25 protein-coding genes are annotated in these 26,989 nt (G+C 72.8%); 15 read left to right on the top strand and 10 right to left on the bottom strand.

Features of this window, described 5'->3' with window-relative positions:
• Positions 1 to 73: 73 nt before the first annotated feature.
• From CXH06_RS07690 to CXH06_RS07695, 3 genes are read right to left on the bottom strand one after another with little or no spacing between them, the layout of a single operon-like run.
• Positions 74 to 703, bottom strand: coding sequence for an isochorismatase family protein (locus tag CXH06_RS07690; RefSeq protein ID WP_114854590.1), 630 nt, complete (start codon positions 701 to 703; stop codon positions 74 to 76).
• A 58-nt stretch (positions 704 to 761) separates the two neighbouring features.
• On the bottom strand, positions 762 to 902 hold the full coding sequence (locus CXH06_RS18595; RefSeq protein ID WP_232820259.1) for a hypothetical protein: 141 nt from the start codon (positions 900 to 902) through the stop codon (positions 762 to 764).
• Positions 899 to 1,879 (bottom strand): MsnO8 family LLM class oxidoreductase, encoded by a 981-nt coding sequence (locus CXH06_RS07695; protein WP_232820260.1) that lies wholly within the window; start codon positions 1,877 to 1,879, stop codon positions 899 to 901. Before CXH06_RS07695 ends, CXH06_RS18595 begins: the two co-directional genes overlap by 4 nt.
• A 94-nt stretch (positions 1,880 to 1,973) precedes the next feature.
• Between CXH06_RS07695 and CXH06_RS07700 the strand changes: the two genes are divergently transcribed.
• Positions 1,974 to 2,564, top strand: a complete 591-nt coding sequence (locus CXH06_RS07700) for an ABATE domain-containing protein (RefSeq protein ID WP_114854591.1) — start codon at positions 1,974 to 1,976, stop codon at positions 2,562 to 2,564.
• Here CXH06_RS07700 and CXH06_RS07705 read toward each other — a convergent pair.
• Both CXH06_RS07705 and CXH06_RS07710 read right to left on the bottom strand, forming a co-directional pair.
• Entirely contained in the window at positions 2,528 to 3,751 is a 1,224-nt protein-coding gene (locus tag CXH06_RS07705) for a N(5)-(carboxyethyl)ornithine synthase (protein WP_114854592.1), read from the bottom strand. The two genes, CXH06_RS07700 and CXH06_RS07705, sit on opposite strands and share 37 nt — an antisense overlap.
• 169 nt (positions 3,752 to 3,920) lie before the next feature.
• Positions 3,921 to 4,358, bottom strand: coding sequence for a VOC family protein (locus tag CXH06_RS07710; RefSeq protein WP_114854593.1), 438 nt, complete (start codon positions 4,356 to 4,358; stop codon positions 3,921 to 3,923).
• 225 nt (positions 4,359 to 4,583) lie between these two features.
• On the opposite strand from CXH06_RS07710, the gene CXH06_RS07715 reads away from it, so the two are divergent.
• From CXH06_RS07715 to CXH06_RS07735, 5 genes are all read left to right on the top strand, one after another.
• Positions 4,584 to 6,083, top strand: coding sequence for an arylsulfatase (locus tag CXH06_RS07715; protein WP_114854594.1), 1,500 nt, complete (start codon positions 4,584 to 4,586; stop codon positions 6,081 to 6,083).
• Entirely contained in the window at positions 6,080 to 7,315 is a 1,236-nt protein-coding gene (locus CXH06_RS07720) for a class I SAM-dependent methyltransferase (protein WP_114854595.1), read from the top strand. Before CXH06_RS07715 ends, CXH06_RS07720 begins: the two co-directional genes overlap by 4 nt.
• The gene (locus CXH06_RS07725) at positions 7,312 to 8,277 is read left to right on the top strand and encodes a formylglycine-generating enzyme family protein (RefSeq protein WP_114854596.1); all 966 of its coding nucleotides are present in this window, start codon (positions 7,312 to 7,314) and stop codon (positions 8,275 to 8,277) included. Before CXH06_RS07720 ends, CXH06_RS07725 begins: the two co-directional genes overlap by 4 nt.
• Positions 8,274 to 9,194 carry an HAD family phosphatase gene (locus tag CXH06_RS07730; RefSeq protein WP_114854597.1) on the top strand — a complete coding sequence of 307 codons (921 nt, stop codon included), beginning with the start codon at positions 8,274 to 8,276 and terminating at the stop codon, positions 9,192 to 9,194. Before CXH06_RS07725 ends, CXH06_RS07730 begins: the two co-directional genes overlap by 4 nt.
• A 167-nt stretch (positions 9,195 to 9,361) precedes the next feature.
• Entirely contained in the window at positions 9,362 to 10,276 is a 915-nt protein-coding gene (locus CXH06_RS07735; protein WP_369832979.1) for an NADP-dependent oxidoreductase, read from the top strand.
• 63 nt (positions 10,277 to 10,339) lie between these two features.
• On the opposite strand, the gene CXH06_RS07740 is transcribed toward CXH06_RS07735, so the two are convergent.
• Both CXH06_RS07740 and CXH06_RS07745 read right to left on the bottom strand, forming a co-directional pair.
• Positions 10,340 to 12,352: a VWA domain-containing protein gene (locus CXH06_RS07740; protein WP_114854599.1), complete on the bottom strand. Its 2,013-nt coding sequence runs from the start codon at positions 12,350 to 12,352 to the stop codon at positions 10,340 to 10,342.
• Complete coding sequence (locus CXH06_RS07745; RefSeq protein WP_232820264.1) at positions 12,345 to 13,697, bottom strand: ATP-binding protein; 1,353 nt, start codon at positions 13,695 to 13,697, stop codon at positions 12,345 to 12,347. The genes CXH06_RS07740 and CXH06_RS07745 overlap by 8 nt, the downstream gene beginning before the upstream one ends.
• Positions 13,698 to 13,943: 246 nt before the next feature.
• Here CXH06_RS07745 and CXH06_RS07750 point away from each other — a divergent pair, with 246 nt between their 5' ends.
• The 4 genes from CXH06_RS07750 to CXH06_RS07765 all read left to right on the top strand — a co-directional run bounded on the left by CXH06_RS07750 (position 13,944) and on the right by CXH06_RS07765 (position 18,416).
• Complete coding sequence (locus tag CXH06_RS07750) at positions 13,944 to 14,597, top strand: histidine phosphatase family protein (RefSeq protein WP_114854601.1); 654 nt, start codon at positions 13,944 to 13,946, stop codon at positions 14,595 to 14,597.
• Complete coding sequence (locus CXH06_RS07755; RefSeq protein WP_114854602.1) at positions 14,594 to 15,334, top strand: SCO1664 family protein; 741 nt, start codon at positions 14,594 to 14,596, stop codon at positions 15,332 to 15,334. Before CXH06_RS07750 ends, CXH06_RS07755 begins: the two co-directional genes overlap by 4 nt.
• Before the next feature lie 56 nt (positions 15,335 to 15,390).
• On the top strand, positions 15,391 to 15,945 hold the full coding sequence (locus CXH06_RS07760; protein ID WP_114854603.1) for a GNAT family N-acetyltransferase: 555 nt from the start codon (positions 15,391 to 15,393) through the stop codon (positions 15,943 to 15,945).
• Between the two features lie 149 nt (positions 15,946 to 16,094).
• Positions 16,095 to 18,416: a sodium-translocating pyrophosphatase gene (locus CXH06_RS07765; RefSeq protein WP_114854604.1), complete on the top strand. Its 2,322-nt coding sequence runs from the start codon at positions 16,095 to 16,097 to the stop codon at positions 18,414 to 18,416.
• Positions 18,417 to 18,431: 15 nt separating this feature from the next.
• On the opposite strand, the gene CXH06_RS07770 is transcribed toward CXH06_RS07765, so the two are convergent.
• The 3 genes from CXH06_RS07770 to arfB all read right to left on the bottom strand — a co-directional run bounded on the left by CXH06_RS07770 (position 18,432) and on the right by arfB (position 20,567).
• A complete protein-coding gene (locus CXH06_RS07770; RefSeq protein ID WP_114854605.1) occupies positions 18,432 to 19,331 on the bottom strand; it encodes an aminoglycoside phosphotransferase family protein in 900 nt (299 codons plus the stop codon).
• Positions 19,332 to 19,391: 60 nt separating this feature from the next.
• On the bottom strand, positions 19,392 to 20,006 hold the full coding sequence (locus CXH06_RS07775; RefSeq protein ID WP_114854606.1) for a 1-acyl-sn-glycerol-3-phosphate acyltransferase: 615 nt from the start codon (positions 20,004 to 20,006) through the stop codon (positions 19,392 to 19,394).
• A gap of 120 nt (positions 20,007 to 20,126) precedes the next feature.
• Positions 20,127 to 20,567: an alternative ribosome rescue aminoacyl-tRNA hydrolase ArfB gene (gene arfB / locus CXH06_RS07780; RefSeq protein WP_114854607.1), complete on the bottom strand. Its 441-nt coding sequence runs from the start codon at positions 20,565 to 20,567 to the stop codon at positions 20,127 to 20,129.
• A gap of 107 nt (positions 20,568 to 20,674) precedes the next feature.
• On the opposite strand from arfB, the gene CXH06_RS07785 reads away from it, so the two are divergent.
• The 5 genes from CXH06_RS07785 to CXH06_RS07805 all read left to right on the top strand — a co-directional run bounded on the left by CXH06_RS07785 (position 20,675) and on the right by CXH06_RS07805 (position 26,960).
• On the top strand, positions 20,675 to 20,989 hold the full coding sequence (locus CXH06_RS07785) for a 4a-hydroxytetrahydrobiopterin dehydratase (RefSeq protein WP_114854608.1): 315 nt from the start codon (positions 20,675 to 20,677) through the stop codon (positions 20,987 to 20,989).
• A 103-nt stretch (positions 20,990 to 21,092) separates the two neighbouring features.
• Entirely contained in the window at positions 21,093 to 22,754 is a 1,662-nt protein-coding gene (locus tag CXH06_RS07790; RefSeq protein WP_114854609.1) for an ABC-F family ATP-binding cassette domain-containing protein, read from the top strand.
• Between the two features lie 75 nt (positions 22,755 to 22,829).
• Positions 22,830 to 23,780 (top strand): L-lactate dehydrogenase, encoded by a 951-nt coding sequence (locus tag CXH06_RS07795; RefSeq protein WP_114854610.1) that lies wholly within the window; start codon positions 22,830 to 22,832, stop codon positions 23,778 to 23,780.
• Between the two features lie 194 nt (positions 23,781 to 23,974).
• Entirely contained in the window at positions 23,975 to 24,964 is a 990-nt protein-coding gene (locus tag CXH06_RS07800) for a TAXI family TRAP transporter solute-binding subunit (protein WP_114854611.1), read from the top strand.
• Position 24,965: 1 nt separating this feature from the next.
• Complete coding sequence (locus CXH06_RS07805; RefSeq protein ID WP_114854612.1) at positions 24,966 to 26,960, top strand: TRAP transporter permease; 1,995 nt, start codon at positions 24,966 to 24,968, stop codon at positions 26,958 to 26,960.
• Positions 26,961 to 26,989 lie beyond the last annotated feature (29 nt).

Consider the following 26,989-nt stretch of genomic DNA (forward strand, 5'->3'; position numbering starts at 1 on the left):
GGCCTTTCGTCGAAGGGGACGTCCGCGCTGCGAGAGCGCGGTGCTCCCCTCCAGGCTACGGCGCGGGCCCCGCTCAGAGGGTGCTGCGTCCCTGCGCCGCCGAGGTCACCAGATCGCTGCCCGCGAGCGCCTCGCCGGAGTCCACGGCCGCGACCCAGGCGGCGGTCTCCGCGACGGCAGCCCAGCTCGAGTTCAGCACCGCCATGAGCGTCTCGTGGACCTGGCGGGCGCTCGCCCCGCCCGCGTCGTTGACGATGTCGATCGCCCCGGTCGCGTCCGAGAGCACCTCGACGGCGAACCCGAGCGGCTCGGCGCCGGCGGCGGAGGCGAGCACGCAGTTGTTGTTCATGTAGCCGACGAGGGTGACGGTGTCGATGCCGTGCTCGCGCAGCCAGGACTCGAGCTCGGTGCCGGCGAAGACGCTCGAGAACTGCTTCGTCACACGCAGCGCGGCTCGCTCCTCGTGGGCGGCGACCTCGGGATGGTTCGCCCCGCTCGACGAGCCGGCGGCGAAGACCGGTGCCCCCTCCGGCAGTTCGTGCTGGACCAGGACGACTGGGATCCCGGCGGCCTCCGCCGTCTCGATCGCTGCTGCGATGCGGGTGATCGACCGCTCGCGGTCGGGATGCTGGATCGGCAGCAGGCCGTCGAAGTACTCCTGCTGGGCGTCGATGACGATGAGGGCGCGGTGCGGTGCGGTCATGGTGTTCTCCGGTTCGTCGGTGCGTGGGGCTCGTTGGGAAGGATGGGTGGGGCCGGGATCAGCGCGCGGGGGTCATGCTGCCCGTCGGGTCCTGCGCCGGCTGGTCCGTGGGGCGGGCGTCCAGCCCGTAGTGCTCGGCGATCAGCTCGATGCCGCGCCGGTCGAGCTCGGCGGAGTGGCCGCTGACGACGAGCATCATCTCGTCGACACCGGTGCGCTCGTGGAGGACCTCGAGGCGGGCGGCGACCGCGGCCGGGGTGCCGTGGAGGCTGCGGTGGACATAGGCGTCGAGGACCTGCTGCTCCTGGATCGTGGCCGGATAGGCTCGACCTCCTCGGGCGGCAGCAGGAGGTAGCCCTTCCGCGTGAACATCCGCAGCATCGCCATCGCGGAGGTCGAGGCCTGGCGCCGCGCGGCGAGCGGGTCCTCGCTGATCGCCACCGGCACGCTGACCAGGGTGCGGGGTGCGGAGAGCGCCGCCGAGGGGCGGAACTGCTCGCGGTAGATCCGCAGGGCGGTGTCGATGTCCGCGTCGCCGAACTGCAGGGCGAAGGCGTAGGGGCGGCCCAGCTGGGCGGCGAGCTGTGCGGAATAGGGTGAAGAGCCCAGCATCCACAGCTCCGGCGCGGTGGTCGGGGCCGGGACCCGGTTCTGCTCCGCCTGCCACGGCCCGGGGACCGCATGGACGGCGCGATAGGGGTGCGTGGGCGGGAACTCGTCGCCGAGGAAGCCGAGCAGCTCCGCGACCTGCTGCGGGAAGCCGTCGTTCGCATCGGCGCCCTGCCGCAGCGCGGCCGCGGTGGCGCCGTCGGTGCCGGGTGCACGGCCCAGGCCCAGGTCGATGCGACCGGGCGCCAGGGCGTCGAGCATCCCGAACTGCTCCGCGACGAGCAGCGGCGCGTGGTTGGGGAGCATCACCCCTCCCGCCCCCAGGCGCAGGTGGGCTGTCTCGGCGATGAGCCGGGCGACCATGAGCGCCGGGGAGGAGACGGAGGTCGCGCCCATGGCGTGATGCTCGGACATCCAGAACCGGTGCAGTCCCCTCGCATCCGCGGTGCGGGCGAGTGCGATGGTGCCCGCCAGTCCCTCCTGGGCGGTCATTCCCACGCCGGTGCCGCCGGTGGCGAGCAGGGAGAGGGCGAACGGGGCAGAGCCCGTGGGGTGTCCGAGCGGCATGCAGAAGCTCCATGTCTCATGGCAAAGTGGCACGTTTGACGTGACGTGAGCGTAGCAGAGACTCACGGCAACGGCGGACTGTTACCGTGAGGGCATGGAGGAGTCAGAGCGCATCGAGGTGCCCGGGGTGCAGGAGCACCCGAGCCTCGCCCTGGTCGACAGCGAGGTCCGCACAGGCCGCGGAGGAGCGAGGGATGAACTCGAGACCCCGGAGGCGTTGCGCGCCTGGCTGCTCGAGCGCGACCTCATCGACCCCGGGGCCGAGCTCTTCGAGCACTGCCGTGGTCGGATCGTGCGGCTGCGCGCGGACCTCCGGGAGCTCTTCGCCGCGCGCGCGACCGCGCACGCCCCGTCGGTGGGGGCGATCGAGGCTCTCAACCGTGCGCTGACCAGCGCCCCCGGCACCCTGCTCCTGCACTACGAGCCGGCGACGGGATTCGTCCGCGGCGCCGACCATCCCGCCACCCAGGTCATCGAGCACGTCATGGCCCTGATGGCAGAGGATGCTGCGGCTCTGCTGTCCGGGGAGGAGGGAGATCTGCTCGCCCTCTGCGGGGCGGACGGCTGCGAGCGCTTCTACCTGCGCACCCACGCGCGTCGGCAGTGGTGCTCGACCCGCTGCGGAGACCGGATGCGCGCCGCGCGCGCCTACGCCCGCCGGCGCTCGGCGCTCGCGAGGACCTGAGTCGCACCGCGTCGTGCGTGGGGGAAGAGCTCCTCCCGGTCCTGGAAGCTCAGGATGCTCGGGTTCTCGACGACGCCGTCCCGGATCTCGATCGCCCGCGAGACGGTCGGGCTCGAGGCCCACGCCGCGGGACCCTCCATCACCGTGCGCAGGAACGGAAGCAGGGCCGCGCTGACCTCCCAGGTGGCCGCGTTCCACAGATGGGACGGGCTGTGATCCACCGCGTAGTGGTGCACGCCGTCGCCGACGACGAACATCGGGTCCTCGAAGGTGGTGGGCCGCGCCCACTCGAAGCCCATCCCCGCATCGCAGGAGACGTCGATGATCAGGCTGCCCGGGGCGAATCCCGCGAGATCCGCCGTGCGGAGGTAGGTCAGGGGAGCGGCGACGTCCTGGAGGGTGCAGTTGACGACGATGTCATGGGAGGCGAGGAACGTGGCGAGCGGGACCTCGCCGCGCGCCGTGGGCACCGTGCTGCGGTGGGCCTCGCCATCGACGAGGGGGAGGTGGGTGATGTGCGCGCCGTGGATCGGGGAGCTGACCGCGCCGATGTCGCGCTGCGTGAGGACCTGGATGTCGTGGATCCCCTGGGCGGCGAGAGCGGTCACCGCGCCGCGGGCCGTCGCGCCGAAGCCGATGACCACGGCGCTCCGCCGCGGACCGTAGGTGCCCGTGATGCCGGTGAGGCTCAGGGCATGGAGCACGGAGCTGTAGCCGGCGAGCTCGTTGTTCAGGTGGAAGACGTGCAGGCCGAACTCGCCGCGGCTCGTCCAGTGGTGCATCGCCTCGAAGGCGATGAGGGTGAGGCGGCGGTCGATCGCCGTCTGCGTCATCGCCGGGTCCTGCACGCAGTGCGGCCAGCCCCACAGCACCCTGCCCTCGGGGATCGCCGCGACGTCGTCCGCCTGGGGCTTGGGGAGCAGCAGGATGTCGGCCGTGCGGAGCACCGTGGCGCGATCGGCGACGCGACCCACCCGCGAGGCGACGTAGCCGTCGGCGAGCTGGAAGCGCTCGCCGTAGCCGTGCTCGACGATCATCCGGGCGCGGAGATCGGGGTCGATCCGCTCGAGGTGGTGGGGATGGATCGGCAGCCGGTGCTCGTTCTCCATCGAGGACTCGGCGAGCAGTCCCAGGGTGAGCAGCGGGCTCGCGGGGGACAGCGGGCGGGGTGAGGCGGTGCCGGGCATCCGGGCTCCCATCGTCGGGGAACCAGGGTCAGCTCCCTTCTGATCGTACGCGCCCCCTCAGCCGGCGCCTGCTGGCTGTTCTCCTCCCGCCTCGTCCCTCGGCAGCACGTCGATCAGGCGGTGCCGTCTGGCTGATCTCCTACCGCCTCGTCCCTCGGCAGCACGTCGATCAGCTGATCTCCTCGGCGAGGCCCAGGAGGATGCCCTCGGGGCCGCGCACGTAGCACAGCCGGTAGGCGTCCCCGTAGCGGACCACCTCCTCGCTCACGAGCTCCGCGCCGTGCTCATCGAGGCGCGCGAGGGTCGCGTCGAGATCCTCCACGCGGAACATGGCGCGCAGGTAGCCCAGGGCGTTGACGGGGGCGCGCCGGTGATCGGCGATGATCGCGGGGTCGAGGAAGCACGTGAGCTCGAGACGGCCGTGCCCGTCGGGCGTGCGCAGCATCGCGATCTCGCAGCGCTGCCCCTCCAGGCCCGTGACACGGCCGGCCCACTCGCCCTCCACGACGGTGCGGCCCTCGAGCTCGAGCCCGAGGGCGCGGAAGAAGTCGATCGCGGCGCTCAGGTCCTCGACGACGATGCCGACATTGTCCAGTGACACGGTCATACCGCCATCCTAGGCCCCCCACTCGGGGTCCCGGGGGCGGGTGCGCGCCGCGACGGCGCGGCCGCGGCCCCAGGTAGGATCGTCCCAGGTCATCGGCGGATATGCCTCCGTTCACCTGGAACGGGGGATACCTCGCCGGATTCCGCTTCGGATACTGGCGGGGTCGGCGCGCGCTGGCATCGGCACGCCGCGGCTAACCACGAGAACTGCTCGAGGAGAGAACACATGGCTGACAAGCCGAACATTCTGATCATCTGGGGCGACGACATCGGTATCAGCAATCTCAGCTGCTACAGCGACGGCCTGATGGGCTACCGCACCCCGAACATCGATCGGATCGCGGACGAGGGCGCGCGGTTCACCGACTACTACGGCGAGCAGAGCTGCACCGCCGGCCGCGCCGCCTTCATCAGCGGCCAGAACCCCTACCGCACCGGACTGACCAAGGTCGGCATGCCGGGCGCCCCGATCGGCTACCAGGCCGAGGACCCCACCATCGCGACGGCGCTCAAGGCCGAGGGCTACGCCACCGGGCAGTTCGGCAAGAACCACTTCGGCGACCGCGACGAGCACCTGCCCACCATGCACGGCTTCGACGAGTTCTTCGGCAACCTCTACCACCTCAACGCCGAGGAGGAGCCCGAGGACCCGGACTACCCGACCGAGGAGGAGTTCCCGAACTTCAAGGAGCGCTTCGGACCCCGCGGCGTGCTGAAGTCCTGGGCCAACGGGGACGGCACCCAGCGGATCGAGAACACCGGCCCGCTGACCAAGAAGCGGATGGAGACCTGCGACGAGGAGTTCCGCGACGCGACCATCGACTTCATGCGTCGCCAGGTCGAGTCCGACACCCCCTTCTTCACCTGGTTCAACACCACGCACATGCACTTCCGCACGCACACCCGCGAAGAGGACAAGGGACGGGCCGGACGCTGGCAGTCCGAGTACCACGACACGATGCTGTACCACGACGAGATCGTCGGCCAGGTGCTCGACGAGCTGGACCGGCTCGGCATCGCGGACAACACGATCGTCATGTACTCCACCGACAACGGCCCGCACATGAACTCGTGGCCCGATGCCGGCATGACGCCCTTCCGCAACGAGAAGGACTCCAACTGGGAGGGCGCCTATCGCGTGCCCTGCATGGTGCGCTGGCCGGAGAGGATCGAGGCCGGCGTGGTCCTCAACGACATCGTCAGCCACAACGACTGGTTCGTGACCCTCCTGGCCGCAGCCGGGAACACCGAGATCGCCGAGCAGCTCAAGCAGGGTGCCGACCTCGACGGGACGACCTTCAAGGTCCACCTGGACGGGTACGACCAGCTCGACTACATCACCGGCGCGTCGGAGAAGAGCGCGCGGAACCACTTCTTCTACTGCTCGGACGACGGTGACCTCACGGCGCTGCGCTACGACAACTGGAAGATCGTCTTCCTCGAGCAGCGCGCTCCCGGGACGCTGCAGGTCTGGATCGATCCGTACACGGAGCTCCGCGTCCCGAAGATCTTCAATCTGCGCACCGATCCCTACGAGCGGGCGGACATCACGTCCAACACCTACTACGACTGGATGATCAGCCACGCGTACCTGCTGGTCCCGGCACAGATGTACGTCGCCCAGCTGCTGGAGACGCTCAAGGAGTTCCCGCCGCGCCAGGAGCCGGCGTCGTTCAGCGTCGACAAGGTGATGGAGAAGCTGAAGGCAGGTGCCGGCAGCGCATGAGCTCGTCGCTGCGGCGTCGGGACCCAGCCGATCAGCGGACGGACGTGATCGCGCAGTTCTACGATCGCCATCCGTACCCGCCCCCGGCGAACCTCGACGCCGCGGCTCCGCGCTCCGCGCTCGAGCGACGCGCGGCGCACCACCTGCTGTGGCCCGCCCGACCGGTGCCGGAGACCCATCGGGTGCTGGTCGCCGGCTGTGGCACCAGCCAGGCGGTGCGCCACGCCCTGCTCGACCCCACGGCGGAGGTCGTCGGCATCGACGTCTCCGCCCGCTCCCTCGAGCACTCCCGACGCCTCGTCGCGCGACACGGGGTGACGAACCTGGAGCTGCGCCGGCTGCCGATCGAGGACGTCGCCGCGCTCGGTGCGCGGTTCGACCACATCGTCTGCACCGGAGTCCTGCACCACCTCGCCGATCCCGCAGCCGGTCTGCAGGCCCTGCGCGGCGTCCTCGCCCCCGGCGGGGCGGTGACCCTCATGGTCTATGCCCCCTACGGCCGCGCCGGCGTCTACCTCCTCCAGGACTACTGCCGCCGCCTCGGCGTCAGCACCGAGACCGCGGACATCGCCGATCTCGTCGCCACCCTGCGCGAGATCCCACCGGGCCACCCGATCAGCCCCCTGCTGCGCGGGACCCGCGACTTCGCGGACGACGACGCCCTCGCCGACGCCCTGCTGAACCCCCGCGACCGCGCCTACTCGGTGCCCCAGCTGCTCGAGCTGCTGGAGGGGGCGGGCCTGAGGATGCGGCGCTGGGCCCGCCAGGCCCCGTACCTCCCGGACTGCGGCTCGATCAGCGAGACGCCGCACGGCCGGAGGATCGCCGAGCTGCCGGCGGTGGAGCAGCACGCGGCCCTCGAGCTCTTCCGCGGCACGATGCTGCGCCACACGGTGCTCGCCGCGGCGGCCGACGACCCCGGCGCCGAGCAGCCCGACCCCACCGACCCGGAGCTCGCCGCGGCGCGACCGATCCCGTCCCCGACCGCCCTCGCCGTGCAGGAGAAGGACCGCCTGCCGCCCGGCATCGCGGCCGCGCTGCTGAACCGCGCCCACACCGAGACCGACCTGGTGCTCTTCGTCGACGCCGCGGAGCTGGCGCTCTTCCGACGGATCGACGGGGAGCGGACCATCGCCGCGCTGGGGCCCGGCGCCCCGGCGTTCGTGCGCCGCCTGCTCCGCCACGACCTGGTGGTCCTGGACGCCTCCGAGTGTGCTGGGATGGCCCCATGACGGACACACGGCACCGCGGCCACGACGTGGTCGCGCTCGAGGGCGGCACCTTCACGATGGGCTCCGACGCCCACTATCCGGAGGAGGCGCCCGCGCACCCGGTGAAGGTCGCGCCCTTCGGCATCGATCGTCACCAGGTCACCAACGCGCAGTTCGCGGCCTTCGTCGAGGACACCGGGTATCGCACGGTGGCGCAGCGACCGCTGGATCCGAAGGACTTCCCGGGCCTCACGCGCGAGCAGCGGGTCCCCGGCTCGATGGTCTTCACCCCGACCTCCGGCCCGGTGGATCTGCGCCACCTCAGCCAGTGGTGGGAGTGGAAGCCGGGGGCCAGCTGGGCGCGTCCGGAGGGCTTCCCCTCCACGATCGCCGAGCGCGGTGACCACCCCGTGGTCCATGTCTGCCACGAGGACGCCCTCGCCTATGCCCGGTGGGTCGGGGCGCGCCTGCCCACCGAGGCCGAATGGGAGTTCGCCGCCCGCGGCGGACTCGAGGGGGCGGCGTTCACCTGGGGCGACGAGGCGCGTCCGGACGGGAGGATCATGGCCAACAGCTGGGACGGGCTCGACTTCCCCTGGCGCTCCACCGGCGAGTCCGGTTACGAGCGGACCTCGCCCGTGGGCACCTTCCCCGCCAACGGCTACGGCCTCCACGACATGGCCGGCAACGTCTGGGAGTGGACCGAGGACTGGTGGAGCGCCCGTCATCCCGACGCCGCGGCCTCCGTGTGCTGCGCGCCCGCCGATCCCCGCGGCGGCACCCTCGAGGACAGCTACGACCCCGCCCAGCCCCAGTTCCGCGTGCCCCGGAAGGTCGTCAAGGGCGGCTCCCACCTGTGCGCGGACACCTACTGCCTGCGCTACCGACCAGCGGCGCGGCGCCCCCAGATGATCGACACCGGGATGAGCCACGTCGGCTTCCGCTGCGCGTGGTCCCCGGCCACCGACGAGGAGCAGCCATGACCACCCGCCTTCCCTCCTGGCGTCCCGGCCCGACGCGGGACGCGATCCTCGCCTTCCTCGACGGGATCGACCGGGTGCCGGTCGAGGACCGCGTGGCCTATCTCGACAACGACGGCACCATGTGGGGCGAGAAGCCGCAGTACGTCCAGTACTTCTTCTTCCTCGACGTGCTCCGGCGGCGCGCGGCGCACGACCCCGCTCTCGCCGAGCGCCCGGAGTTCGCCGCGGTCCTCGCCTCCGATGCCGCCGCGATCGGCGAGATCGGGCTCGCGACGGTTGCCGGTGCGCTCGCCGCGCTGTTCGACGGACAGTCCCCGGAGGAGTTCGCGGCCGCGGTCGACGACTTCGCCGCCCGGTTCCGCCACCCCGTCCACGGCGGGCCGCTCGCCACGGTCGTCTACCATCCGATGCTCGAGCTGATCGACGAGCTGCGCGCGCATGAGGTCACCGTCGGCATCGTCACCGGCGGCGGGACCGAGTTCGTGCGCCGCCTGAGCCCTCGCCTGTACGGGGTCCCGCCGGAGCTCGTGGTGGGCACCATGATCGGCTACGAGGTCGCGCGCGACGACGAGGACCGCCTGAATCTGCGCCGGTCCATCGCGCTGCTGGGCCCGGCCAACGAGGGCTCTGCGAAGATCCTGAACATCCAGTCCCAGACCGGTCGCGCGCCGCTCATCGCGGTGGGCAACTCCGGCGGCGACCGCGAGATGCTCGAATGGGCACAGGCCTCCCCGCACGGCGGGCTCGCGGTCCTCATCGACCACGACGATGACGAGCGCGAGGTCGCCTACCGCAGCACCGCGGCCACCTTCGCCGACGCCGAGCCGATCACCGCGATCGGCGAGCGGCTGGGCTGGGTCGTGGTGAGCATGGCGAGGGACTGGGAGCAGGTGTTCGCCCCCGCCGCCGCGGACTGAGTTCTCCTCCGGCGCGGGGGGGGGGGGGGGGGCCGGGGGGGGCGGGCCGGGGTGGCGACCCAGCGAGCGCGGTCCAGTGGCCAGCGGCCGCGGTCTGTTTCCCCCCCCGGCGCGCGCGGCCGGGCTAGTCCGGGGCGGCGCGCGACGTTGTGCCGACCATGCGAGCGATGACCTATGCCCAGTACGGAGACCCCAGCACCCTCGAGCTCACCGATGCCCCCACCCCCAGGGTCGGTCCCGGATCCGTGCTGATCCGGGTGGAGCGCGCGGCCGTCAACCCCGTGGACTGGAAGGTCATGGCCGGCGCGCTCGAGCCCCTGCTCGACGCCGTCTTCCCGGTGATCCCCGGCTGGGACGTGGCCGGTGTGGTCGAGGCCGTGGGTCCCGACACCCCCGAGTTCTCCCCGGGGGACCGCGTGGCCGCCTACGGCCGCAAGGACGTCGTCCACGGCGGCACCTTCGCCGAGCTCGTCGCGCTGCCCGCCACCTCGGTGGCGGCGATCCCGGAGGGCGTCGACGTCGACAGCGCCGCCGGCCTGCCGCTGGTGGGGCTCACGGCCCTGCGCAGCCTGGAGACCCTGCAGCTCGGCGCCGAGGACACCCTGCTCATCCACGCCGCCTCCGGCGGCGTCGGCCACCTGGCCGTGCAGCTCGCCCGCGAGATCGGGGCGCGCGTGATCGGAACCGCCTCGGAGCAGAACCACGAGCGGCTGCGCGCCCTCGGCGCCACGCCGGTGCTCTACGGCGACGGTCTGGTCGAGCGGGTGCGCGAGATCGCCCCGGAGGGTGTGAGCGCGGTCGCCGACTTCGTCGGCGGGGTCCACGAGCAGACGCTGCAGCTGCTGGCCGACGGCGGCCGCCACGTCTCGATCGCCGACCACTCGGTGGGGGAGAGCGGCGGCCACGTGGTGTGGGTGCGTCCCGACGGCGCCCGCCTGCGCACGCTCCTGGAGAAGGTCGCCGCCGGCACCCTGGAGGTCGAGATCGACCGCGTGCTCCCGCTCGCGGAGGCGGCCGACGCCTTCGCCGCGAGCCGTGACGGCGCCGCGCGCGGAAAGCTCCTCATCGACCCCACCCGCTGAACCTCGACCAGGCTCTGCACATCGGGCTGATCTCCTGCCGTTCGCAAGCTCACAGCACCTCGATCAGCCTCTGCTCTCGGGCCCCGTCCTCCGCGACCGGAGGTATTCGCCGACCACGGCGGAACCCAGGTCCTCGGGGGACGGGGCCACCACGCTCCCTCCCACCCGCCGCGCCATCGCGGCGAGGAACTGCTCGAGGCCGGGATCCTCGCCCAGCCGGAAGAAGGTGACCTGAGCGCCCAGGCGCGCCGCCCGGTCCAGCTCCGCCACGGTCGCCTCGAGCGTCTCGGGCAGCGGCGGATAGCTGAACAGCGGCTCTCCGCCGGGCAGCAGATGGGCCGTCGGCTCGCCGTCGGTGACCACCAGCAGCACCGGCGTCATCGTCGGGTGGCGGCGGAAGAAGCGCAGGGCGAGCAGCAGCGCGTGGTGCAGGTTGGTGCCCTGCTCGTACATCGCCGGCAGCGCCGTGAGCTCCTCGATGTCCATCTCCTGGGCCCAGCGGCCGAAGGCGATCGGGCGCAGGCGGTCCCCGCGGAACCGGGTGGCCACGAGATGGTGGAGCGCCAGGGCGGTCCGCTTCATGGGGACCCAGCGGCCTTCCGAGGCCATCGAGAAGGAGGTGTCCACGAGCAGGGCCACGGCCGAGCGGGTGCGCGCCTCGGTCTCCTGCACCTCCACGTCCTCGACGCGCAGGCGCAGGGGCGGTCCCGGGTCCGCGCCGGCCGCGGCGGTGCGGGTCAGCGCGTTGGTGAGGGTGCGGCCCACGTCCCACGGCTCGGTGTCGCCGAACTCCCAGGGCCGCCGCGCCCCCGTCAGCTCCCCGGCCGCCCCGGCGAGGTGCGCGTCGCGCTGCCCGCCGCGGTCGGCGAGCCGACGGGCGGCGTCGCGCAGCAGCGAGCGGCCCAGCCGGCGCATCGCGGCGGGGGACAGGCGCAGAGTCCCGTCAGCATCGCGGCGCAGCAGGTCCCCCTCGCGCAGCGCCCGCTCCAGCGCGGCGAGGGTCCGGGCGTCCACGGCGGCGTCCTCGCCCAGCTGGCGGCCCATCGCCTCGAGGTCCAGATCGGAGAGCGAGGAGCCGGCATAGTCCTGCGAGAGCTGCTCGGCCAGTCGATCCAGCTCCGCCAGGTCCTGCAGCGCCTCGGTGCCCGCCCCCATTCCCAGCCCCTGCTCGCCCTCGAACGTCTCGGAGCCGGTCCAGTCCTCGCCCGGACGCAGAGCCTGCAGGCCGGAGTCCAGGCGGGCGAGCTGCTGCATCAGCTCGGGGGAGCCGAAGGCCTGCGCGGACAGCTCCATCAGCTCCTGCCGCTGCTGGTCCGTCATGGAGCGCAGCATCCGCTGCGCCGCGGCGGAACGGCGGGCGAGGGCGTCGATGAGCTCGTCGACGTCCTGCGGGCCCTCGGGGAAGGCCTGTCCGTGACGCTCCATGAAGCGCGCGAAGTCCTCGGGGGTGTCCTCCCCGCGGGCGTGCGCCTCGAGCAGCTCGTTGAGGTCGCGCAGCATCTGCGTGACCTCCTCGCGGTCCTCGGCCGTGGCCCCCTGCAGCGCCTGCTTCATCCCGGCGAAGCGCGCATCGAGCATCTCCCGGCCCAGCAGGTCCGTGATCTGCGCATATCTCGCGCGGGCGTCGCCGGAGGCCCAGTCGTAGTCCGCGAGCTCGCGGACCGCCGCGGCGGTCGAGGACGGCAGGCTCTCGATCTGCATCTCGCGCAGCGTCCGGTCCGTGGCGTCCCGCTCGGTGTCCCGGGCGAGCTCCCCCCGCTCGGCGAGCACCGCCTCGTCCAGCAGCCGCCGGACCTCCTCGAGGGTGCCGCCCAGGTCGTGGCGCGCCAGCAGCTCGCGACGGCGGCGCTGGACCTGGCCGGCGAGATCGTCGAGGCCTCGCCGGGTCCCGTCCCCGCGGCGCAGGTGCTCGCGCAGGGCCTGGTCGGCGGAGTAGCCCTCCAGGAGGTCGTCGGCCATCGCCTCGAGCGCGGCGGAGAGATCCAGCGGCGGGGCGAGCGGGTCGGGCCCGCCGCGGAAGGCGCCGTAGCGGGCGGCGCGGCCCTCCCGCGGGGTCGGGGACTCGGGCTCAGCCATAGATCGTCGCCCCGTCACCGCTGTCCTTGGACAGCCGTCGGGCGAGATACAGGCCCTCGAGGGCGAGCTCGACCGCCCCGGCGCGCTCACCGGGCGTGCTCGCCCCCACCCGCTGCGCGATCCGGTCGTACAGGTCCGGCGGATCGAGGGCGGGCAGGGTGTCCAGCACCTCCTGCGCGGTGACGCGGTCCCCGGTGGTGAGGGTCCGCTCCCCGTCGAAGGCGTCGACCAGCGGCGCGAGGTCCACTCCCGCGAGATGCTCACGGACGGCCTCGGCGGTCGCCACACGCAGGAGGTGCTCGAGGATCTCGTGCTCGCGCCCCTCCTCGCCGGAGTCGAACTCCACCTTGCCGCGCAGCACGTCCACGACGGTCCCGAGGTCGACCGGGCGCGCGATCGCCTCCTCCCCGGGACGGACCGCGGCCCGCAGCCGCGCCGCGGCGGCGACGGTCTCGGCCCCGGCGATCGCGAAGCGGGCGGAGACCCCGGAGGTGCGGCTGACCGCGGGGGACTCGCGCACCGCGCGGGTGTACCGCGCCAGGATCTCCAGCAGGACGTGCGGCACCTCGGCCACCAGCTGGGCCTCCTGGCGGACCACAGCGATCTCGTCCTCGAGCTCGATCGGGTAGTGGGTGCGGATCTCCGCCCCGAAGCGATCCTTGAGCGGCGTGATGATGCGGCCGCGGTTGGTGTAGTCCTCGGGGTTCGCGGAGGCGACCACGAGCACGTCCAGGGGGAGGCGGAGCACGTAGCCGCGGATCTGGATGTCGCGCTCCTCCATGACGTTCAGCAGAGCCACCTGGATGCGCTCGGCGAGGTCCGGCAGCTCGTTGAGGGCGACGATCCCGCGATGGGCGCGGGGGACCAGGCCGTAATGGATGGTCTCCGGGTCGCCGAGGCGGCGGCCCTCGGCGACCCGCATCGGATCGACGTCGCCGATCATGTCCGCCACCGAGGTGTCCGGGGTGGAGAGCTTCTCGACGTACCGCTCGGAGCGGTGCTTCCACGTGATCGGCAGCGCGTCCCCCTCCGCCGCGATGCGTGCGCGGGAGGCGGCCGTCACCGGTGCGAAGGGGTGCTCGGACAGCTCGGACCCCTCGATCGCGGGTGTCCATTCGTCCAGCAGGCCCACCAGGGTGCGCAGCAGGCGGGTCTTGCCCTGCCCGCGCTCGCCCAGCAGCACGAGGTCGTGGCCGGCGATGACGGCGCGCTCCAGCTGCGGGATGACCGTGGTGCTCAGGCCGTGCATGCCCGGCCACGGATCGCGTCCCGCGGCGAGCGCGGCCAGCAGGTTCCGTCGCATCTCCTCGCGCAGGGAGAGCGCCTCCGCACCGGAGGCGCGCAGCTCGCCGAGCGTGCGGGGCGCCGGAGCGCCGGCGGGTGGCGCCGCGGCGGAACCGGGAGCGGCCGACGGGGTGGTCGGGGACGATGAGGACGACGGGACCGGCTGAGGGTGTTCGCTCACGCCTCCACGCTAGACCTGCGGGACATCCCATGGCGAGGGGTGCGGCGACCCTGTCGGGCACGCCGGTCGCGGAGGCGCGGGGGAGGGACCGGGGCGTCGGCGCCCGGGTGCGCCTACCCTGGAGGCGTGAGCGACCCTGCCACCCCCGCCGCCCGCCCCGCGACCCTCGTGCTGCTGGTCCGCCACGGGCGGACCCCGACCACCGGGCGCGACCTGCCCGGCCGCGCTCCCGGCCTGTCTCTCGACGGGAGCGGACGCGACCAGGCCCAGCGCCTCGCCGCACGTCTCGCCGGGCTGCGGATCGACGCCCTGTACAGCTCCCCGCTCGAGCGGGCGCAGGAGACCGCCGCCCCGACGGCGCGACGCACGGGCCTGGCCGTCCGGGAGGAGCCGGGGCTGCTCGAGGGCGAGTTCGGCGACTGGACCGGCCGGCCCCTCGCGGAGCTGACCGCGCTGCCGGCCTGGCAGGACGTGCAGCGCCACCCGGCGGGCTTCCGCTTCCCCGGCGGGGAGAGCTTCGCCGAGATGCAGGCGCGGATGGTCGGGACGATCGAGCGTCTGCGGCGGGAGCACGAGGGAGGCACCGTGGTCTGCTTCTCCCACGCCGATCCGATTCGTCTCCTCCTCGCCCACGCGCTGGGCACCCCGCTGGACGCCTTCCAGCGGATCAGCGTGGGGACCGCCTCGGTCTCGGCGATCTCCTACGCGACCGACCGGGACCCGGTGGTGCTCACCGTCAGCTCCACCACGGACTCCCTCGCCCAGCTGACCGCCTCATGACCGCCGAGGACGCCGCGCGCGAGCTGCTCGGGGCCGCGAGGCCCGGCGCGGAGGGGGAGCTGCTCGCCTCCGGGGAGATCCTGCCGATCGCCCGGCTGGTCAGCTCGAACCAGACCTTCCTGGTCGAGATCCGCGACGGGCAGGATGCGGGCTGGGCCGTGTACAAGCCGGTGCTGGGGGAGCGGCCGCTGGAGGACTTCCCGCCCGGGCTGCATCGCCGGGAGCGGGCCGCATACCTGCTCAGCGAATCCCTCGGCTGGGGCCTGGTCCCCGAGACCGTCGTGCGCGAGGACGGCCCCTTCGGCGTCGGCTCTCTGCAGCGCTTCGTCGCGGCGGATCCCGAGGAGCACTACTTCACGCTCCTGGGTCGGGATCCGGGCACCGACGACGCCCTGCGCCGCCTGGCGGTCTTCGACCTCCTGGTCCGCAACACGGATCGCAAGGCCGGGCACGTGCTCCTCGACGACGCGGAGCGGATCTGGGGCATCGACCACGGACTGTGCTTCCACCCCCACGCGCCGCTGCGCACCGTCATCTGGGACTTCGCGGGGGAGGCGATCGACCCCGGCCTGGTCGAGGACGCCGCGGCCCTGATCGACGAGGTCCCCGCCGTGCTCGCCGCGGTCCTCGAGCCCGAGGAGATCCGGGGCCTGCGCGGACGAGCACGGTTCCTGCTCGCCGCGGGCGCTCTGCCCGAGGACGCGACGGGGATGGCCTTCCCCTGGCCGCTCATCTGAGCCGGGCCCGCGGGGCGGCACCGCCGCCGGCCCGCGGCGGCGGGTAGGTTGCGGCCATGCGATTCACCGACCTCGGCGCCCGGCTCGATGCGCTCGTGCAGAGACTCCGGGACCGTGCGCGACCGGGGACGGGCGGCGAGCTGCGGCTCGGGGAGCGGACGTACCGCATCGGAAGAGCACGGCGCGAGGACGTCCCCGCGATCCGTGACCTGCTGCGGGACGACGCGCTCGGCCGCGACCGCGAGCTCACGGCCGCGGAGGACTCCGCGTACCAGGCTGCCTTCGACCGGGTCGCACGGGACCCCGCGCATCTGCTCGCGGTGGTCCGCGACGAGGCCGGGGAGATCGTGGGGACGATGCAGCTGACCCTCCTGCCGGGCCTGTCCCGCCAGGGCGCCACCCGCCTCCAGATCGAGGCCGTGCGCGTGGCGCGGACGGAGCGCTCCCGCGGGCTGGGCGGCGCGATGTTCGCGTGGGCCCATAGCCACGGCCGTGCCCGCGGGGCCACGCTCGCCCAGCTGACCACCGACCTGAGCCGGGACGGAGCGCGCGCCTTCTACGCCCGGCTCGGGTACGAGGAGTCCCACGCCGGCCTCAAGCGTCCCCTGTGAGCGACCGGCTCCGATCGCGCGGGGCGGGACTACTCACCGCCGCCGATTCCGGCTAAGGTGCCCGGCACGCCCCCTGTGACCGCGGGCACACCCGGAAGGCTGCGGCCCGGGGGAGCCGTCGATGCTCACGACGAGGTGAGGAGGACCTGATGGGACCGGAGTCGATCGAGCTGTCCGCGGCGAGTCTCACCACGGTGGGGGTGATCGCGGTGATCGCCCTGCTGGCCCTGGCGATGGCGCTGCGGTTCCGCACCGAGGTGCTCCGTGCCGAGGCCGGCACCGCGAACATGAACGCCGTCGCCGCGGCCGTGCAGGAGGGGGCCGCGGCGTTCCTGCGGCGGCAGCTGCGCACCCTCGGGGTGTTCGCGGTGATCGCCGTCGTGCTGCTGATGCTGCTCCCGGTGCACGCCTCGACGGGGGCGGACGCCGTGCTGCTGCGCGGCGCGCGCTCGGCGGCCTTCCTCGTCGGTGCCGCCTTCTCCGGCCTCATCGGCTATCTCGGCATGTGGCTCGCGGTGCGCGCGAACGTGCGGGTGGCGGCGGCCGCCCAGGCCTCCGGCCGCGACATCGCCGCCCGGATCGCCGTGCGCACGGGAGCCTGCGTCGGGATGGCGACCATCGGCTTCGGCCTGCTGGGCGCGGGCACGGTGGTGCTGCTGTTCCGTGGCGACGCCCCGCTGGTGCTCGAGGGCTTCGGCTTCGGGGCGGCGATGGTCGCGATGTTCATGCGCGTGGGCGGCGGCATCTTCACCAAGGCGGCCGACGTCGGCGCCGACCTCGTGGGCAAGGTCGAGCAGAACATCCCCGAGGACGACCCGCGCAACGCCGCGACCATCGCGGACAACGTCGGCGACAACGTGGGCGACTGCGCGGGGATGGCCGCGGACCTCTTCGAGTCCTACGCGGTGACGCTGGTCGCCGCGCTGATCCTGGGCCGGGCCGCCTTCGGTGAGGCGGGCATGGTGTTCCCGCTGCTGGTCCCGGCGATCGGGGTGCTGACCGCGCTGATCGGCATCTACCTCACCGCGCCGCGGGCCGGGGAGTCGACCCTGCGCGCGATCCGCCGGGCGTTCCTGATCTCCGCCGCGATCTCCGCCGTGCTGTGCACGGCGGCCGCCTACCTCTATCTGCCGGGCAGCTTCGCCGAGCTGGGGACCGGGGACGTGGGTGCGGCGGTGGACGATCCGCGGCTGGTGGCCGCGGCCTCCGTCGTGATCGGCATTGTGCTCGGGGTGCTGATCCTCTTCCTCACCGGCTACTACACGAGCACCGAGGACCGCCCGGTGAGGCAGGTCGCCGCCACCTCCCGCACCGGCGCGGCGACCGTGGTCCTCGCCGGGTTCTCCCTGGGGCTGGAGTCCGCGGTCTTCACCGCGCTGGTCATCGGCGCCGCGGTCTTCGGCACCTTCCTCCTGGGCGGCGCCGGGGTGGCCGGCCTGTTCGCCGTCGCCCTGGCCGGCTGCGGGCTGCTGACCACCGTCGGCGTGATCGTCACGATGGACACCTTCGGCCCGGTGACGGACAACGCGCAGGGCATCGCCGAGATGTCCGGGGACGTCGACGACGAGGGCGCCCAAGTGCTCACCGAGCTCGACGCCGTCGGCAACACCACCAAGGCGATCACCAAGGGCATCGCGATCGCCACCGCGGTGCTCGCGGCGACCGCCCTGTTCGGCTCCTACACCGACGCGATCCGCGGCGTGCTGGGGGAGCGGTACGAGGACTTCCTCGCCCAGTCCGTCGTCTTCGCCCCGCCGACGCTGGTGGGCGTGGTGGTCGGCTCCTCCGTGGTGTTCCTGTTCTCGGGGCTCGCGATCAGCGCCGTCGGCCGCGCCGCGGGCGCCGTGGTCCACGAGGTCCGCCGGCAGTTCCGGGAGATCCCCGGGATCATGGACTACAGCGCGAAGCCCGAGTACGGACGGGTGGTCGACATCGTCACCCGGGACTCGCTGCGCGAGCTGGCCACCCCGGGCCTGCTCGCCGTCGCCGCCCCCATCGCCGTGGGCTTCGGCCTCGGAGCGCCTGCGCTCGCCGGCTATCTGGCCGGGGCCATCGCCACCGGCGTGCTGATGGCGATCCTGCTGGCCAACTCCGGCGGCGCCTGGGACAACGCCAAGAAGATCGTCGAGGACGGGCACCACGGCGGCAAGGGCTCCGCCGCCCACGAGGCCACGATCATCGGCGACACCGTCGGCGATCCGTTCAAGGACACCGCCGGACCGTCCATCAACCCGCTGATCAAGGTGATGAACCTGGTCGCGGTGCTGATCGCCCCGGCCGTGGTCGGGATGTCCGCGCTCAGCGGGGAGGCGAACCCGCTGCGCTTCGCGATCGCCGGCGCGGCGGTGCTCGTCATCGCCGTCGCGGTCGCGGTGTCGATCCGGCGGGGGATCGCCGTCGAGGTGCCGGCCGACGGGGAGACGCCGCGCGAGGAGGCGCCGCGGCGGGAGGCGGAGCTCGAGGAGAGCTGAGCGCCCCAGCGGGGATCAGGCCGCGGCCGCGACGAGTCGCGCCAGGGTGCTGCGGCCCAGCTCCGCCATCGCCGGATGGGAGGTGTCGTAGTACCAGACCAGCCCGATGGCCTGCTCGAAGGCCCAGCCACGGCCCCGCTCCCACTCCTCGTCGCCGCAGCCCAGTGCGCTGCGCAGATGCTCCCGGGCGCCCTCGTCGAAGAGGTGCCAGGCGGCGACGAGGTCCAGCGCGGGGTCTGCCGGTCGGGTGCCGCCGGTGTCCAGCACGCCCACCAGCCGGCCGCCGGCGACCAGGAGGTTCGCGGGGATCAGATCGGTATGGCACAGGGCGAGGCGCGGGGGCGCGGGCAGTTCGCGCAGGCGCTCCCACTGGGCACGCAGCGGGGCGGTCTCCAGCAGTCCCTCCGATCGCGCCAGGCAGTCGCGGACCCAGTCGTCATGGGCGCGGAGCGTGCCGCCGCGGCCCGGACCGGTGAAGCGCCGGCCCGTGACGTCGACCGCGCGCAGGGACGTGATGAGCGCGGCGAGGTCCTCGGCGAGGGAGATCTCCTCGCGGTGGCCCCGGGGCGAGGCGACCGTGCCGGGCAGCCAGGTCTGGAGGTTCCAGGGCATCGGGACGCCGTGCCCGGGGCGGCCGACGACCAGGGTCCTCGGTCCCGGGACCGGCGAGACGGCGGCGAAGAGGGCCATCCGCTCCGCGTCCTCGCGCAGCCAGCGCTCCGCGTCCGCCGCCGGGGCGTGGGCCTGCCGCGGGAAGCGAGCGGTCGCCTCCTCCCCCACGCGGTAGATGGTGTTGACCGTGCCGCCGGCCTCCAGCGCGGTGATCTCCTCGCCGGCGAACTGCGGCGCCTGGTCCTGGAGCAGTGCGCGGACCTGGTCCGTGGTCACGGTGAGCTCATCGACATGCAGCGGCATGGCGTCAGTGAACACCGTTGTCGCGGCCGGGGCCAGCGGGATTCCCGCGCGGGCTCCCGCTCAGCCGGTCGGAGCCTCTCCGTCGGGGCCGGCCTCGGGCGCGGGGCCCGCGTCCTCCTCGCGCAGGCGCGGCTCGACCCGCTTCCCGGGCGTGTACCCGGCCTTGTCCGCGTAGAACGCGCGGATCCGGTCCATGTCCGCGGCGACCTCGCCGGTGAGCTCGAGGGTGGGCCCCAGGCCGGTGGTCATGGTGGTGCGGTCCACGAAGCCCAGCGTCACCGGCAGCTGGGCGGTGCGGGCGATGCGGTAGAAGCCGGACTTCCAGTGCGTGTGCCCCCCGCGTGTGCCGTCGGGCGTGATGACCAGGCCGAACACCGTGCCGGCGTGCACCTGGTCCACCACCTCCTCGACCACGCGGGCGGGATCGGAGCGATCCACGGGGATTCCTCCCAGGGCGCGCATGACCGGCCCCTTCCACCCGGTGAACAGGTCGTGCTTGCCCAGCCAGCGCAGCGGGATCCGGTGCCTCCAGGCGATCGCGAGCATGAAGACGAAGTCCCAGTTCGAGGTGTGCGGCGCCCCGAGGATCACGGTGGGACGCTCCGGGCGTCCGGCACCGGCGAGCGTCCAGGGGCTGAACGCCCAGAAGGTGCGGGCGAGGAGGCGTCGGATCATGACGTCAACCTAGGCCACCGCCGCTCTCCGGGGGGTGGCGCTCCCGTGGGTGGACGGGTGCGGTGCGGGACGGTCCGCCGGATCGGGGGTGACGGGCCGTCGGGCGGCGGTGCCGGCCGGTCACTCGGCCCCGGGCTTCCGGCGGGTGCGCTTGACGTCCCCGCGGCGACGCTTCGCCTCCAGCCGTCGGCGCTTCGACCCTTTGGTGGGGCGCGTCGCCCGCCGCACCACGGGCGGCGCGACCGCCTCCCGCAGCAGCGCCGCGAGCCGCTGCCGGGCCGCGATGCGGTTCTGGCGCTGGGAACGCTGCTCGGAGGCGGTGAGGGTCAGCACGCTCCCGGCGAGCCGCGGCGCGAGGCGGGACAGGGCGCGGTCGCGCTGGACCTCGTCGAGCGCGGAGGTGGTCGCGAGGTCCAGGCTCAGCTGCACCCGGGAATCGGCGGTGTTGACGCCCTGCCCGCCGGGGCCCGAGGCGTGGGAGAACTGCTCGATCAGCTCCGCGTCCGGGATCTGCAGCCCGTGCGGCGCACCGGGGCCGGGGGTCACCTGCAGATCGTCCATCTCCCCAGTGTCCCGGATCCTGCCGAGCAGCGGTCGCCGCCCCTCCGGAGAGGTCGTCGCGCGGGGGAGGGGTGGCCGATCCGTCCCGGCGGGGGCACGATGGAGGTATGGCTGATCCGACGACACTCCTCACCCCCGACGAGATCTCCGAGGCCGACCTCCCCGACTGGCAGCAGGAGGGCGAGACCCTCACGGCCCGCTTCGCCACCGGTGACTTCGCCACCGGGCTGCAGCTGGTCCAGAGCATCGGCGCCTCCGCCGAGGAGGCGAACCACCACCCCGACCTCCTCCTCACCTACCCCTCTGTCGCCGTGACCCTGACCAGCCACGACGTCGGTGGGATCACCAGGCGCGACCTCGTCCTCGCCCGCACCGTCAGCGAGCACGCCGCCGCCCTCGGCATCGGCGCCGCGCAGGACTGAGATCCCCGCGCCGCGCAGCGCGGCCGCCGAGCGCACCGCGAAGCGTCCCGGGATGAGCAGGGCGGTCTCGCCGCCGCTCCCTCCGCGGTGGGAGGATGGCCCGATGACCGCCACCCTCGTCGCCCATGGCCTGGCCGGAGGGTACGGCCACCGCACCCTCTTCGAGGGGCTCGACCTCACCGTCGCGCCCGGCGACGTGGTCGGCGTGGTGGGAGCCAACGGCGCCGGCAAGTCCACCCTGCTGCGTCTGCTCGCCGCCGAGGACCTGCCTCAGGAAGGGGCCGTCACCCTGTCCCCGTCCGGGGCCTTCGTCGGCCATCTCCCGCAGGAGCACGAGCGCGTGCCCGGCGAGACGGTCGCCGGATACATCGCCCGCCGCACCGGCTGCGCTCGGGCGAGCGCGGAGATGGACGCGGCGGCCATGGCCCTGGCTGAGCAGAGGGCACCCGGCGCGCCCGATCCGGCGGAGGTCTACTCGACCGCCCTGGACCGCTGGCTGGCCAGCGGCGCCGCCGACCTCGAGGAGCGCATCCCCGCGGTGCTCGCCGAGCTGGGACTGCCCGTCGCCCCGGAGGAGGTGCAGCGGACGGTCATGACCTCCCTGTCCGGCGGGCAGGCCGCCCGGGTGGGCCTCGCGGCGCTGCTGCTGAGCCGTTTCGACCTCGTCCTCCTCGACGAGCCCACCAACGATCTCGACCTCGACGGCCTCGAGCGCCTGGAGGGCTTCGTCCGGGGCCTGCGCGGCGGGGTGGTCCTGGTCAGCCACGACCGCGAGTTCCTCGCCCGCTGCGTGACCACCGTGCTCGAGCTCGATCTCGCCCAGCACAGCAATCGCGTCTACGGCGGCGGCTACGAGTCCTATCTCGAGGAGCGCGCCACCCTCCGCCGCCACGCCCGCGAGCGGTACGAGGAGTACGCCGCCACGAAGGCGGACCTCGCGTCCCGAGCCCGCACCCAGCGCGAGTGGTCGAGCCAGGGCGTGCGCAATGCGATGCGCTCCTCGCCGGACAACGACAAGATCCGCCGCCGCGCCCAGTCGGAGTCCAGCGAGAAGCAGGCGCGGAAGGTGCGGCAGATGGAGAGCCGGATCGCCCGCCTCGAGGAGGTCGACGAGCCCCGCAAGGAGTGGCGGCTCCAGCTCGAGATCGCCGCGGCGCCGCGCTCCGGCAGCGTCGTCTCCACCCTCGCCGATGCCGTCGTCGAGCAGGGCGGTTTCACCCTCGGACCAGTGTCGTTGCAGGTCGACGCCGGGGACCGGATCGGCATCACCGGCACCAACGGCGCCGGGAAGTCCACGCTGCTGCTCACCCTGCTGGGCCGGCAGGCGCCCGTGCAGGGCTCCGCCTCCCTCGGTGCGAACGTGAGGATCGGCGAGATCGATCAGGCCCGCTCCCTGTTGGAGGGCACCGCGCCGCTCGCCGACGCCGTCGGGGCGCAGGTGCCGGAGATGACGCCCGCCGAGGTGCGCACCCTGCTGGCGAAGTTCGCGCTGCGCGCCGACCACGTCGGCCGGAGCGTGGGCGAGCTGTCCCCGGGGGAGCGCACGCGCGCCGCCCTCGCGCTGCTGCAGGCCCGCGGCGTCAACCTGCTCGTGCTCGACGAGCCGACCAATCACCTCGACCTGCCCGCCATCGAGCAGCTCGAGCAGGCCCTGGAGACCTACGAGGGCACCCTGCTGCTGGTCACCCACGACCGCCGCATGCTCCGGGCCGTCCGCACCGACCGGCGCTGGCACGTGCAGGACGGACAGGTCCACGAGCTCTGACCGGCGCCGGCGCCGGAGCGCCCGCCGGGCATCATGTCCCTGTTCCACGGGGCGGGTCCGCACTAGCCTGAGTCCATGATCGAGAACTCGAAGCTCACCGTCATCGGTGCCGGAGCCGTCGGCTCCAGCGTCGCCTACGCCGCGCTGATCCGGGGCTCCGCCCGGCACGTGGCCCTCTACGACATCGACGCGGCCAAGACGGAGGCCGAGGTCCTCGATCTCGCCCACGGCACCCTCTTCACCGGCGCCTCGGACATCGACGGCGGTGCCGATATCGGCGTGGCCGCAGGCTCCCACGTCGTGGTGATCACCGCGGGTGCCAAGCAGAAGCCCGGGCAGACCCGCATCGAGCTGGCGGCCACCAACGCGCGGATCGTCGGCTCCCTGATGCGCGAGACGCTCGAGGTCGCTCCCGACGCGATCTTCGTGATCGTCACCAACCCCTGCGACGTGCTGACCATGCTGGCCCACGAGGCCTCCGGACTGCCGGCCGCCCGGGTGTTCGCCTCCGGCACCGTGCTGGACTCCTCCCGCCTGCGCTGGGAGATCGCCCGCCGCGCGGGCGTGGCGCCCACCAGCGTGCACGCCCAGATCATCGGCGAGCACGGAGACACCGAGTTCCCCCTGTGGTCCACGGCGACCATCGGCACCGTGCCCCTGTTGGAGTGGCGCGGCGAGGACGGGTCGCCCCTGTTCACCCGTGAGCTGCTCGACGGGATCGCGGTGGACGTGCGCGATGCCGCCTACACGGTCATCCAGGGCAAGGGCGCGACCAACTATGCGATCGGCCTGTCCAGCGCGCGCATCGTCGAGGCGATCCTCCGGGACGAGAATGCGGTGCTGAACGTCTCGACGGTGCTCTCCGGCTTCCACGGGATCGACGGCGTGGCACTCTCGGTGCCCAGTGTCGTCGGCTCCGCCGGGGCCCGCCCGATCGCCGGGACGCCCTTCGACGAGACGGAGCTCGACAGGCTGCGTGCCTCCGCCCGGGCGCTCGAGGAGGTCGCCGCCGGCCTGCGGCCCTGAGGGCCGCTGCTCTCGCGGGGTGCGCCGACGGCCCCCACCGTTATAGGACTGTTGCCCCAGTGCCGTCCACAGTGCGGTATGGAGCGGCACAGTTGTGCTGTGATGGGGCCGATCCATTCACGGACCCACCGGCATCGATGTCGCAAGGGCCGCCCGAAGCACCGGTCGGAAGACCGCGACCCTGAGGAGAACTCATGAGAATCGGACGACGCACATTCGCGACGCTGGGCCCGGTGGCGGCCCTGGGACTGCTGGCTGCCTGCGGCAACGAGAGCGGCGGCGGCACCGGCGGCGGCGAGGGTGATTTCGTCACCGACCTCACCTTCGGCACCGGCGGCACCGGCGGCGTGTACTACCCGCTGGGCGGCGAGTACGCCGCCATCTACGAGGACAACATCGAGGGCGTCACCGTCAACTACACCGACTCCGGTGCCTCGGTCGAGAACATCGGCAAGATCTTCCAGGGCGAGTGGCAGCTGGGCATCGTCCAGTCCGACACCGCCAACTCGGCGGTCATCGGCGAGGGCGAGTTCGAGGGTGCGCAGGTCGACAACCTCGGCTGGATCGCCGGCCTGTACCCCGAGGCCGCGCACATCGTCACCCTCGCCAGCAGCGGCATCGAGTCCCCGGCGGACCTCGCGGGCAAGAAGATCGCCGTGGGCGACGTCGGCTCGGGCACCCGCGCGGTCTCCGACGCAATCCTCGCCGCCTACGACATCGGCGAGGGCGACTACGAGCCCTTCGAGCAGGACTTCGCCAGCTCCCTGGACCTGCTGCGCGACAACAACATCGACGCCTCGCTGTTCGTCGTGGGCACGCCGACGGGCTCGCTCGGCGACCTCGCCGCGACCAACGAGGTCAAGCTCGTCTCCCTCGACCAGGAGACGGCCGACCAGGTGGCCGGGGAGACCCTGTTCGACGTCTACACGATCGAGACGGACTCCTACGACTTCCTCGAGGAGCCGGTCATCACCCTGTCCGTGGCGGCCGCACTGGTCGCCTCGACCACGCAGGTCAGCCCCGAACTGGGCTACGAGATCACCAAGGCGACCTTCGAGCACGCCGGCGAGATCACGCTGCCGCAGAGCAGCCTGATCGGCCACGACTTCGCGCTCTCGGGCCAGGGCGAGGTGCCCCTGCACCCGGGCGCCGAGCAGTACTACGAGGAAGAGGGACTCCTCTGAGATGAGCAGTAAGGACCACGAGGACGCTCCGAAGGTCTCACGACTCGAGGTCGACGAGAACGCGCAGCACGAGGCCGAGGAGGTGCTGCGCGAGCACGACACGTCCAGCCGTTTCCGCACGAACCTGGGGCTGTGGGCCTGGGTGGTGGGTGGCCTCTCGGTCGCCCTGACGGTGTTCCACCTGTACACCGGCATCACCGGATCCCGCACGTCCCTGGTGCAGGGGGCGATCCACCTCGGCGGGGCGACCTCGCTGATCTTCCTGCTCTACCCCGCCGGGAAGCGGGTCGAGCGCCGCAACGGGAAGGCCGGCATCCCCTGGTGGGACGCCGTGCTGGCGTTCGTGGGGCTGGGGGTGAACCTCTACATCGTCCTGCGGTACTCGCATCTGACCAGCAACCTGGTGCAGATCATGGGCTTCGACACGATCGACTACGTGGTGGCGACGCTGGGCATCGTGCTCACCCTCGAGGCGACCCGCCGCTGCGTGGGCGTGCCCATCGTGCTCATCGCCCTGGCGGCGATCGGGTACTCCACGGTGATCGTCGGGCAGACCTGGCAGGACTACGCGGTGAGCACCTACTTCACCGCCCGCTCGGGCATCTTCGGCACCCCGATCCAGGTCTCCTCCACCTTCATCTTCCTGTTCCTGCTGTTCGCGGTGGTGCTGATCCGCACCAACATCGGCCAGCTCTTCAACGATCTCGCCTTCCGCCTCACCGGCCGCTTCACCGGCGGTCCCGCGAAGGCGGCCGTGGCGGCCTCCGGGCTGCAGGGCATGATCTCCGGATCGTCGGTGGCCAACACCGTCGCGTCCGGGTCCTTCACGATCCCGCTCATGAAGCGGGCCGGTTTCAAGCCCAGCTTCGCCGGGGCGGCCGAGGCCACCGCCTCCACCGGCGGTCAGCTGATGCCGCCGATCATGGGCGCGGCCGCGTTCATCATGGCGGAGTACACCGGGATCCCGTACAACCAGATCATCGTCATCGCGATCATCCCCGCGGCGCTCTACTTCCTCGGCGCCTTCCTCTCGGTGCACTTCGAGGCCAAGCGCGATCGGATCACGGGCATCCCGAGCTCGGCTCTCCCGCCGTGGAGGAGCCTGCTGGCCCGGCTGGATCTGCTGCTTCCGCTGGTGGTCATCGTGTTCATGATGCTCTCGGGCTTCTCGCCCGCGCGCGCGGCGCTGTGGGGGATCGCGGTCGCCTTCGCGCTGAGCTTCCTGCGGCGCTCCACCCGGCTGTCCCTGATCGGCATCGTGCAGACGCTCGAGGCGGGCGCCCGCACGGCGCTGCCGGTGATCGCCGCCTGCGCGACGGCCGGCATCGTCGCGGGCACCGTGACCGGCACCGGTCTGGGCGGTCGACTGGGCAACACCGTCATCGACCTCGCCCAGGGCAACTTCCTGCTGGTGCTGCTGATGACGATGATCGTCTGCCTGATCCTGGGCATGGGCCTTCCCACCACCGCGAACTACGTGGTCACCGCGACCGTCGCCGCACCGATCCTGGTGAACAACTTCGACGTCCCGATGATCGCGGCGCACATGTTCGTGTTCTTCTTCGGGATCCTCGCGGACGTCACCCCGCCGGTGTGCCTGGCGGCCTACGCCGGCTCCGGCATCGCCGGCTCCAATCCGCTGAAGACCGGCGTGACGGCGCTGCGCCTGGCCATCGCCGGATTCCTGGTCCCGTTCGTCTTCGTCCTGGAGCCCTCGCTCCTGCTGGAGGGCACGATCGGGGAGCTCATCCCGGCGCTGACCACCGTCATCCTGGGCATGACGGCGCTCTCCGCGGGCATGGCCGGCTATCTGGTGGGCCCGGCGACGAGGGCCGAGCGGATCCTGCTCGCCGTGGCCGGCGTGATGATGGTCTATCCGTCCATCCCCGTCTCCGCGGCCGGGCTCGCCCTCGCCGTCGCCGTGGTGATCGTGCAGCTGCTGCGTCGGCGCGGCAGCGACAGCGACAGCGGGGCGGAGCCCGCCGCCGCGGTCTGATCCCGCCGCGGCCGTCGTCGCCCGGCGCG

Source organism: Brachybacterium sp. YJGR34, from assembly GCF_003347015.1.
Classification (GTDB): Bacteria; Actinomycetota; Actinomycetes; order Actinomycetales; family Dermabacteraceae; genus Brachybacterium.

Excerpts from the sequence above, each read along its gene's own strand:
- CXH06_RS07690 (WP_114854590.1), bottom strand. The coding sequence starts at position 703 with ATGACCGCACCGCACCGCGCCCTCATCGTCATCGACGCCCAGCAGGAG.
- CXH06_RS18595 (WP_232820259.1), bottom strand. The coding sequence starts at position 902 with ATGATGCTCGTCGTCAGCGGCCACTCCGCCGAGCTCGACCGGCGCGGC.
- CXH06_RS07695 (WP_232820260.1), bottom strand. The coding sequence starts at position 1,879 with ATGCCGCTCGGACACCCCACGGGCTCTGCCCCGTTCGCCCTCTCCCTG.
- CXH06_RS07700 (WP_114854591.1), top strand. The coding sequence starts at position 1,974 with ATGGAGGAGTCAGAGCGCATCGAGGTGCCCGGGGTGCAGGAGCACCCG.
- CXH06_RS07705 (WP_114854592.1), bottom strand. The coding sequence starts at position 3,751 with ATGCCCGGCACCGCCTCACCCCGCCCGCTGTCCCCCGCGAGCCCGCTG.
- CXH06_RS07710 (WP_114854593.1), bottom strand. The coding sequence starts at position 4,358 with ATGACCGTGTCACTGGACAATGTCGGCATCGTCGTCGAGGACCTGAGC.
- CXH06_RS07715 (WP_114854594.1), top strand. The coding sequence starts at position 4,584 with ATGGCTGACAAGCCGAACATTCTGATCATCTGGGGCGACGACATCGGT.
- CXH06_RS07720 (WP_114854595.1), top strand. The coding sequence starts at position 6,080 with ATGAGCTCGTCGCTGCGGCGTCGGGACCCAGCCGATCAGCGGACGGAC.
- CXH06_RS07725 (WP_114854596.1), top strand. The coding sequence starts at position 7,312 with ATGACGGACACACGGCACCGCGGCCACGACGTGGTCGCGCTCGAGGGC.
- CXH06_RS07730 (WP_114854597.1), top strand. The coding sequence starts at position 8,274 with ATGACCACCCGCCTTCCCTCCTGGCGTCCCGGCCCGACGCGGGACGCG.
- CXH06_RS07735 (WP_369832979.1), top strand. The coding sequence starts at position 9,362 with ATGACCTATGCCCAGTACGGAGACCCCAGCACCCTCGAGCTCACCGAT.
- CXH06_RS07740 (WP_114854599.1), bottom strand. The coding sequence starts at position 12,352 with ATGGCTGAGCCCGAGTCCCCGACCCCGCGGGAGGGCCGCGCCGCCCGC.
- CXH06_RS07755 (WP_114854602.1), top strand. The coding sequence starts at position 14,594 with ATGACCGCCGAGGACGCCGCGCGCGAGCTGCTCGGGGCCGCGAGGCCC.
- CXH06_RS07760 (WP_114854603.1), top strand. The coding sequence starts at position 15,391 with ATGCGATTCACCGACCTCGGCGCCCGGCTCGATGCGCTCGTGCAGAGA.
- CXH06_RS07765 (WP_114854604.1), top strand. The coding sequence starts at position 16,095 with ATGGGACCGGAGTCGATCGAGCTGTCCGCGGCGAGTCTCACCACGGTG.
- CXH06_RS07770 (WP_114854605.1), bottom strand. The coding sequence starts at position 19,331 with ATGCCGCTGCATGTCGATGAGCTCACCGTGACCACGGACCAGGTCCGC.
- CXH06_RS07775 (WP_114854606.1), bottom strand. The coding sequence starts at position 20,006 with ATGATCCGACGCCTCCTCGCCCGCACCTTCTGGGCGTTCAGCCCCTGG.
- arfB (WP_114854607.1), bottom strand. The coding sequence starts at position 20,567 with ATGGACGATCTGCAGGTGACCCCCGGCCCCGGTGCGCCGCACGGGCTG.
- CXH06_RS07785 (WP_114854608.1), top strand. The coding sequence starts at position 20,675 with ATGGCTGATCCGACGACACTCCTCACCCCCGACGAGATCTCCGAGGCC.
- CXH06_RS07790 (WP_114854609.1), top strand. The coding sequence starts at position 21,093 with ATGACCGCCACCCTCGTCGCCCATGGCCTGGCCGGAGGGTACGGCCAC.
- CXH06_RS07795 (WP_114854610.1), top strand. The coding sequence starts at position 22,830 with ATGATCGAGAACTCGAAGCTCACCGTCATCGGTGCCGGAGCCGTCGGC.
- CXH06_RS07800 (WP_114854611.1), top strand. The coding sequence starts at position 23,975 with ATGAGAATCGGACGACGCACATTCGCGACGCTGGGCCCGGTGGCGGCC.
- CXH06_RS07805 (WP_114854612.1), top strand. The coding sequence starts at position 24,966 with ATGAGCAGTAAGGACCACGAGGACGCTCCGAAGGTCTCACGACTCGAG.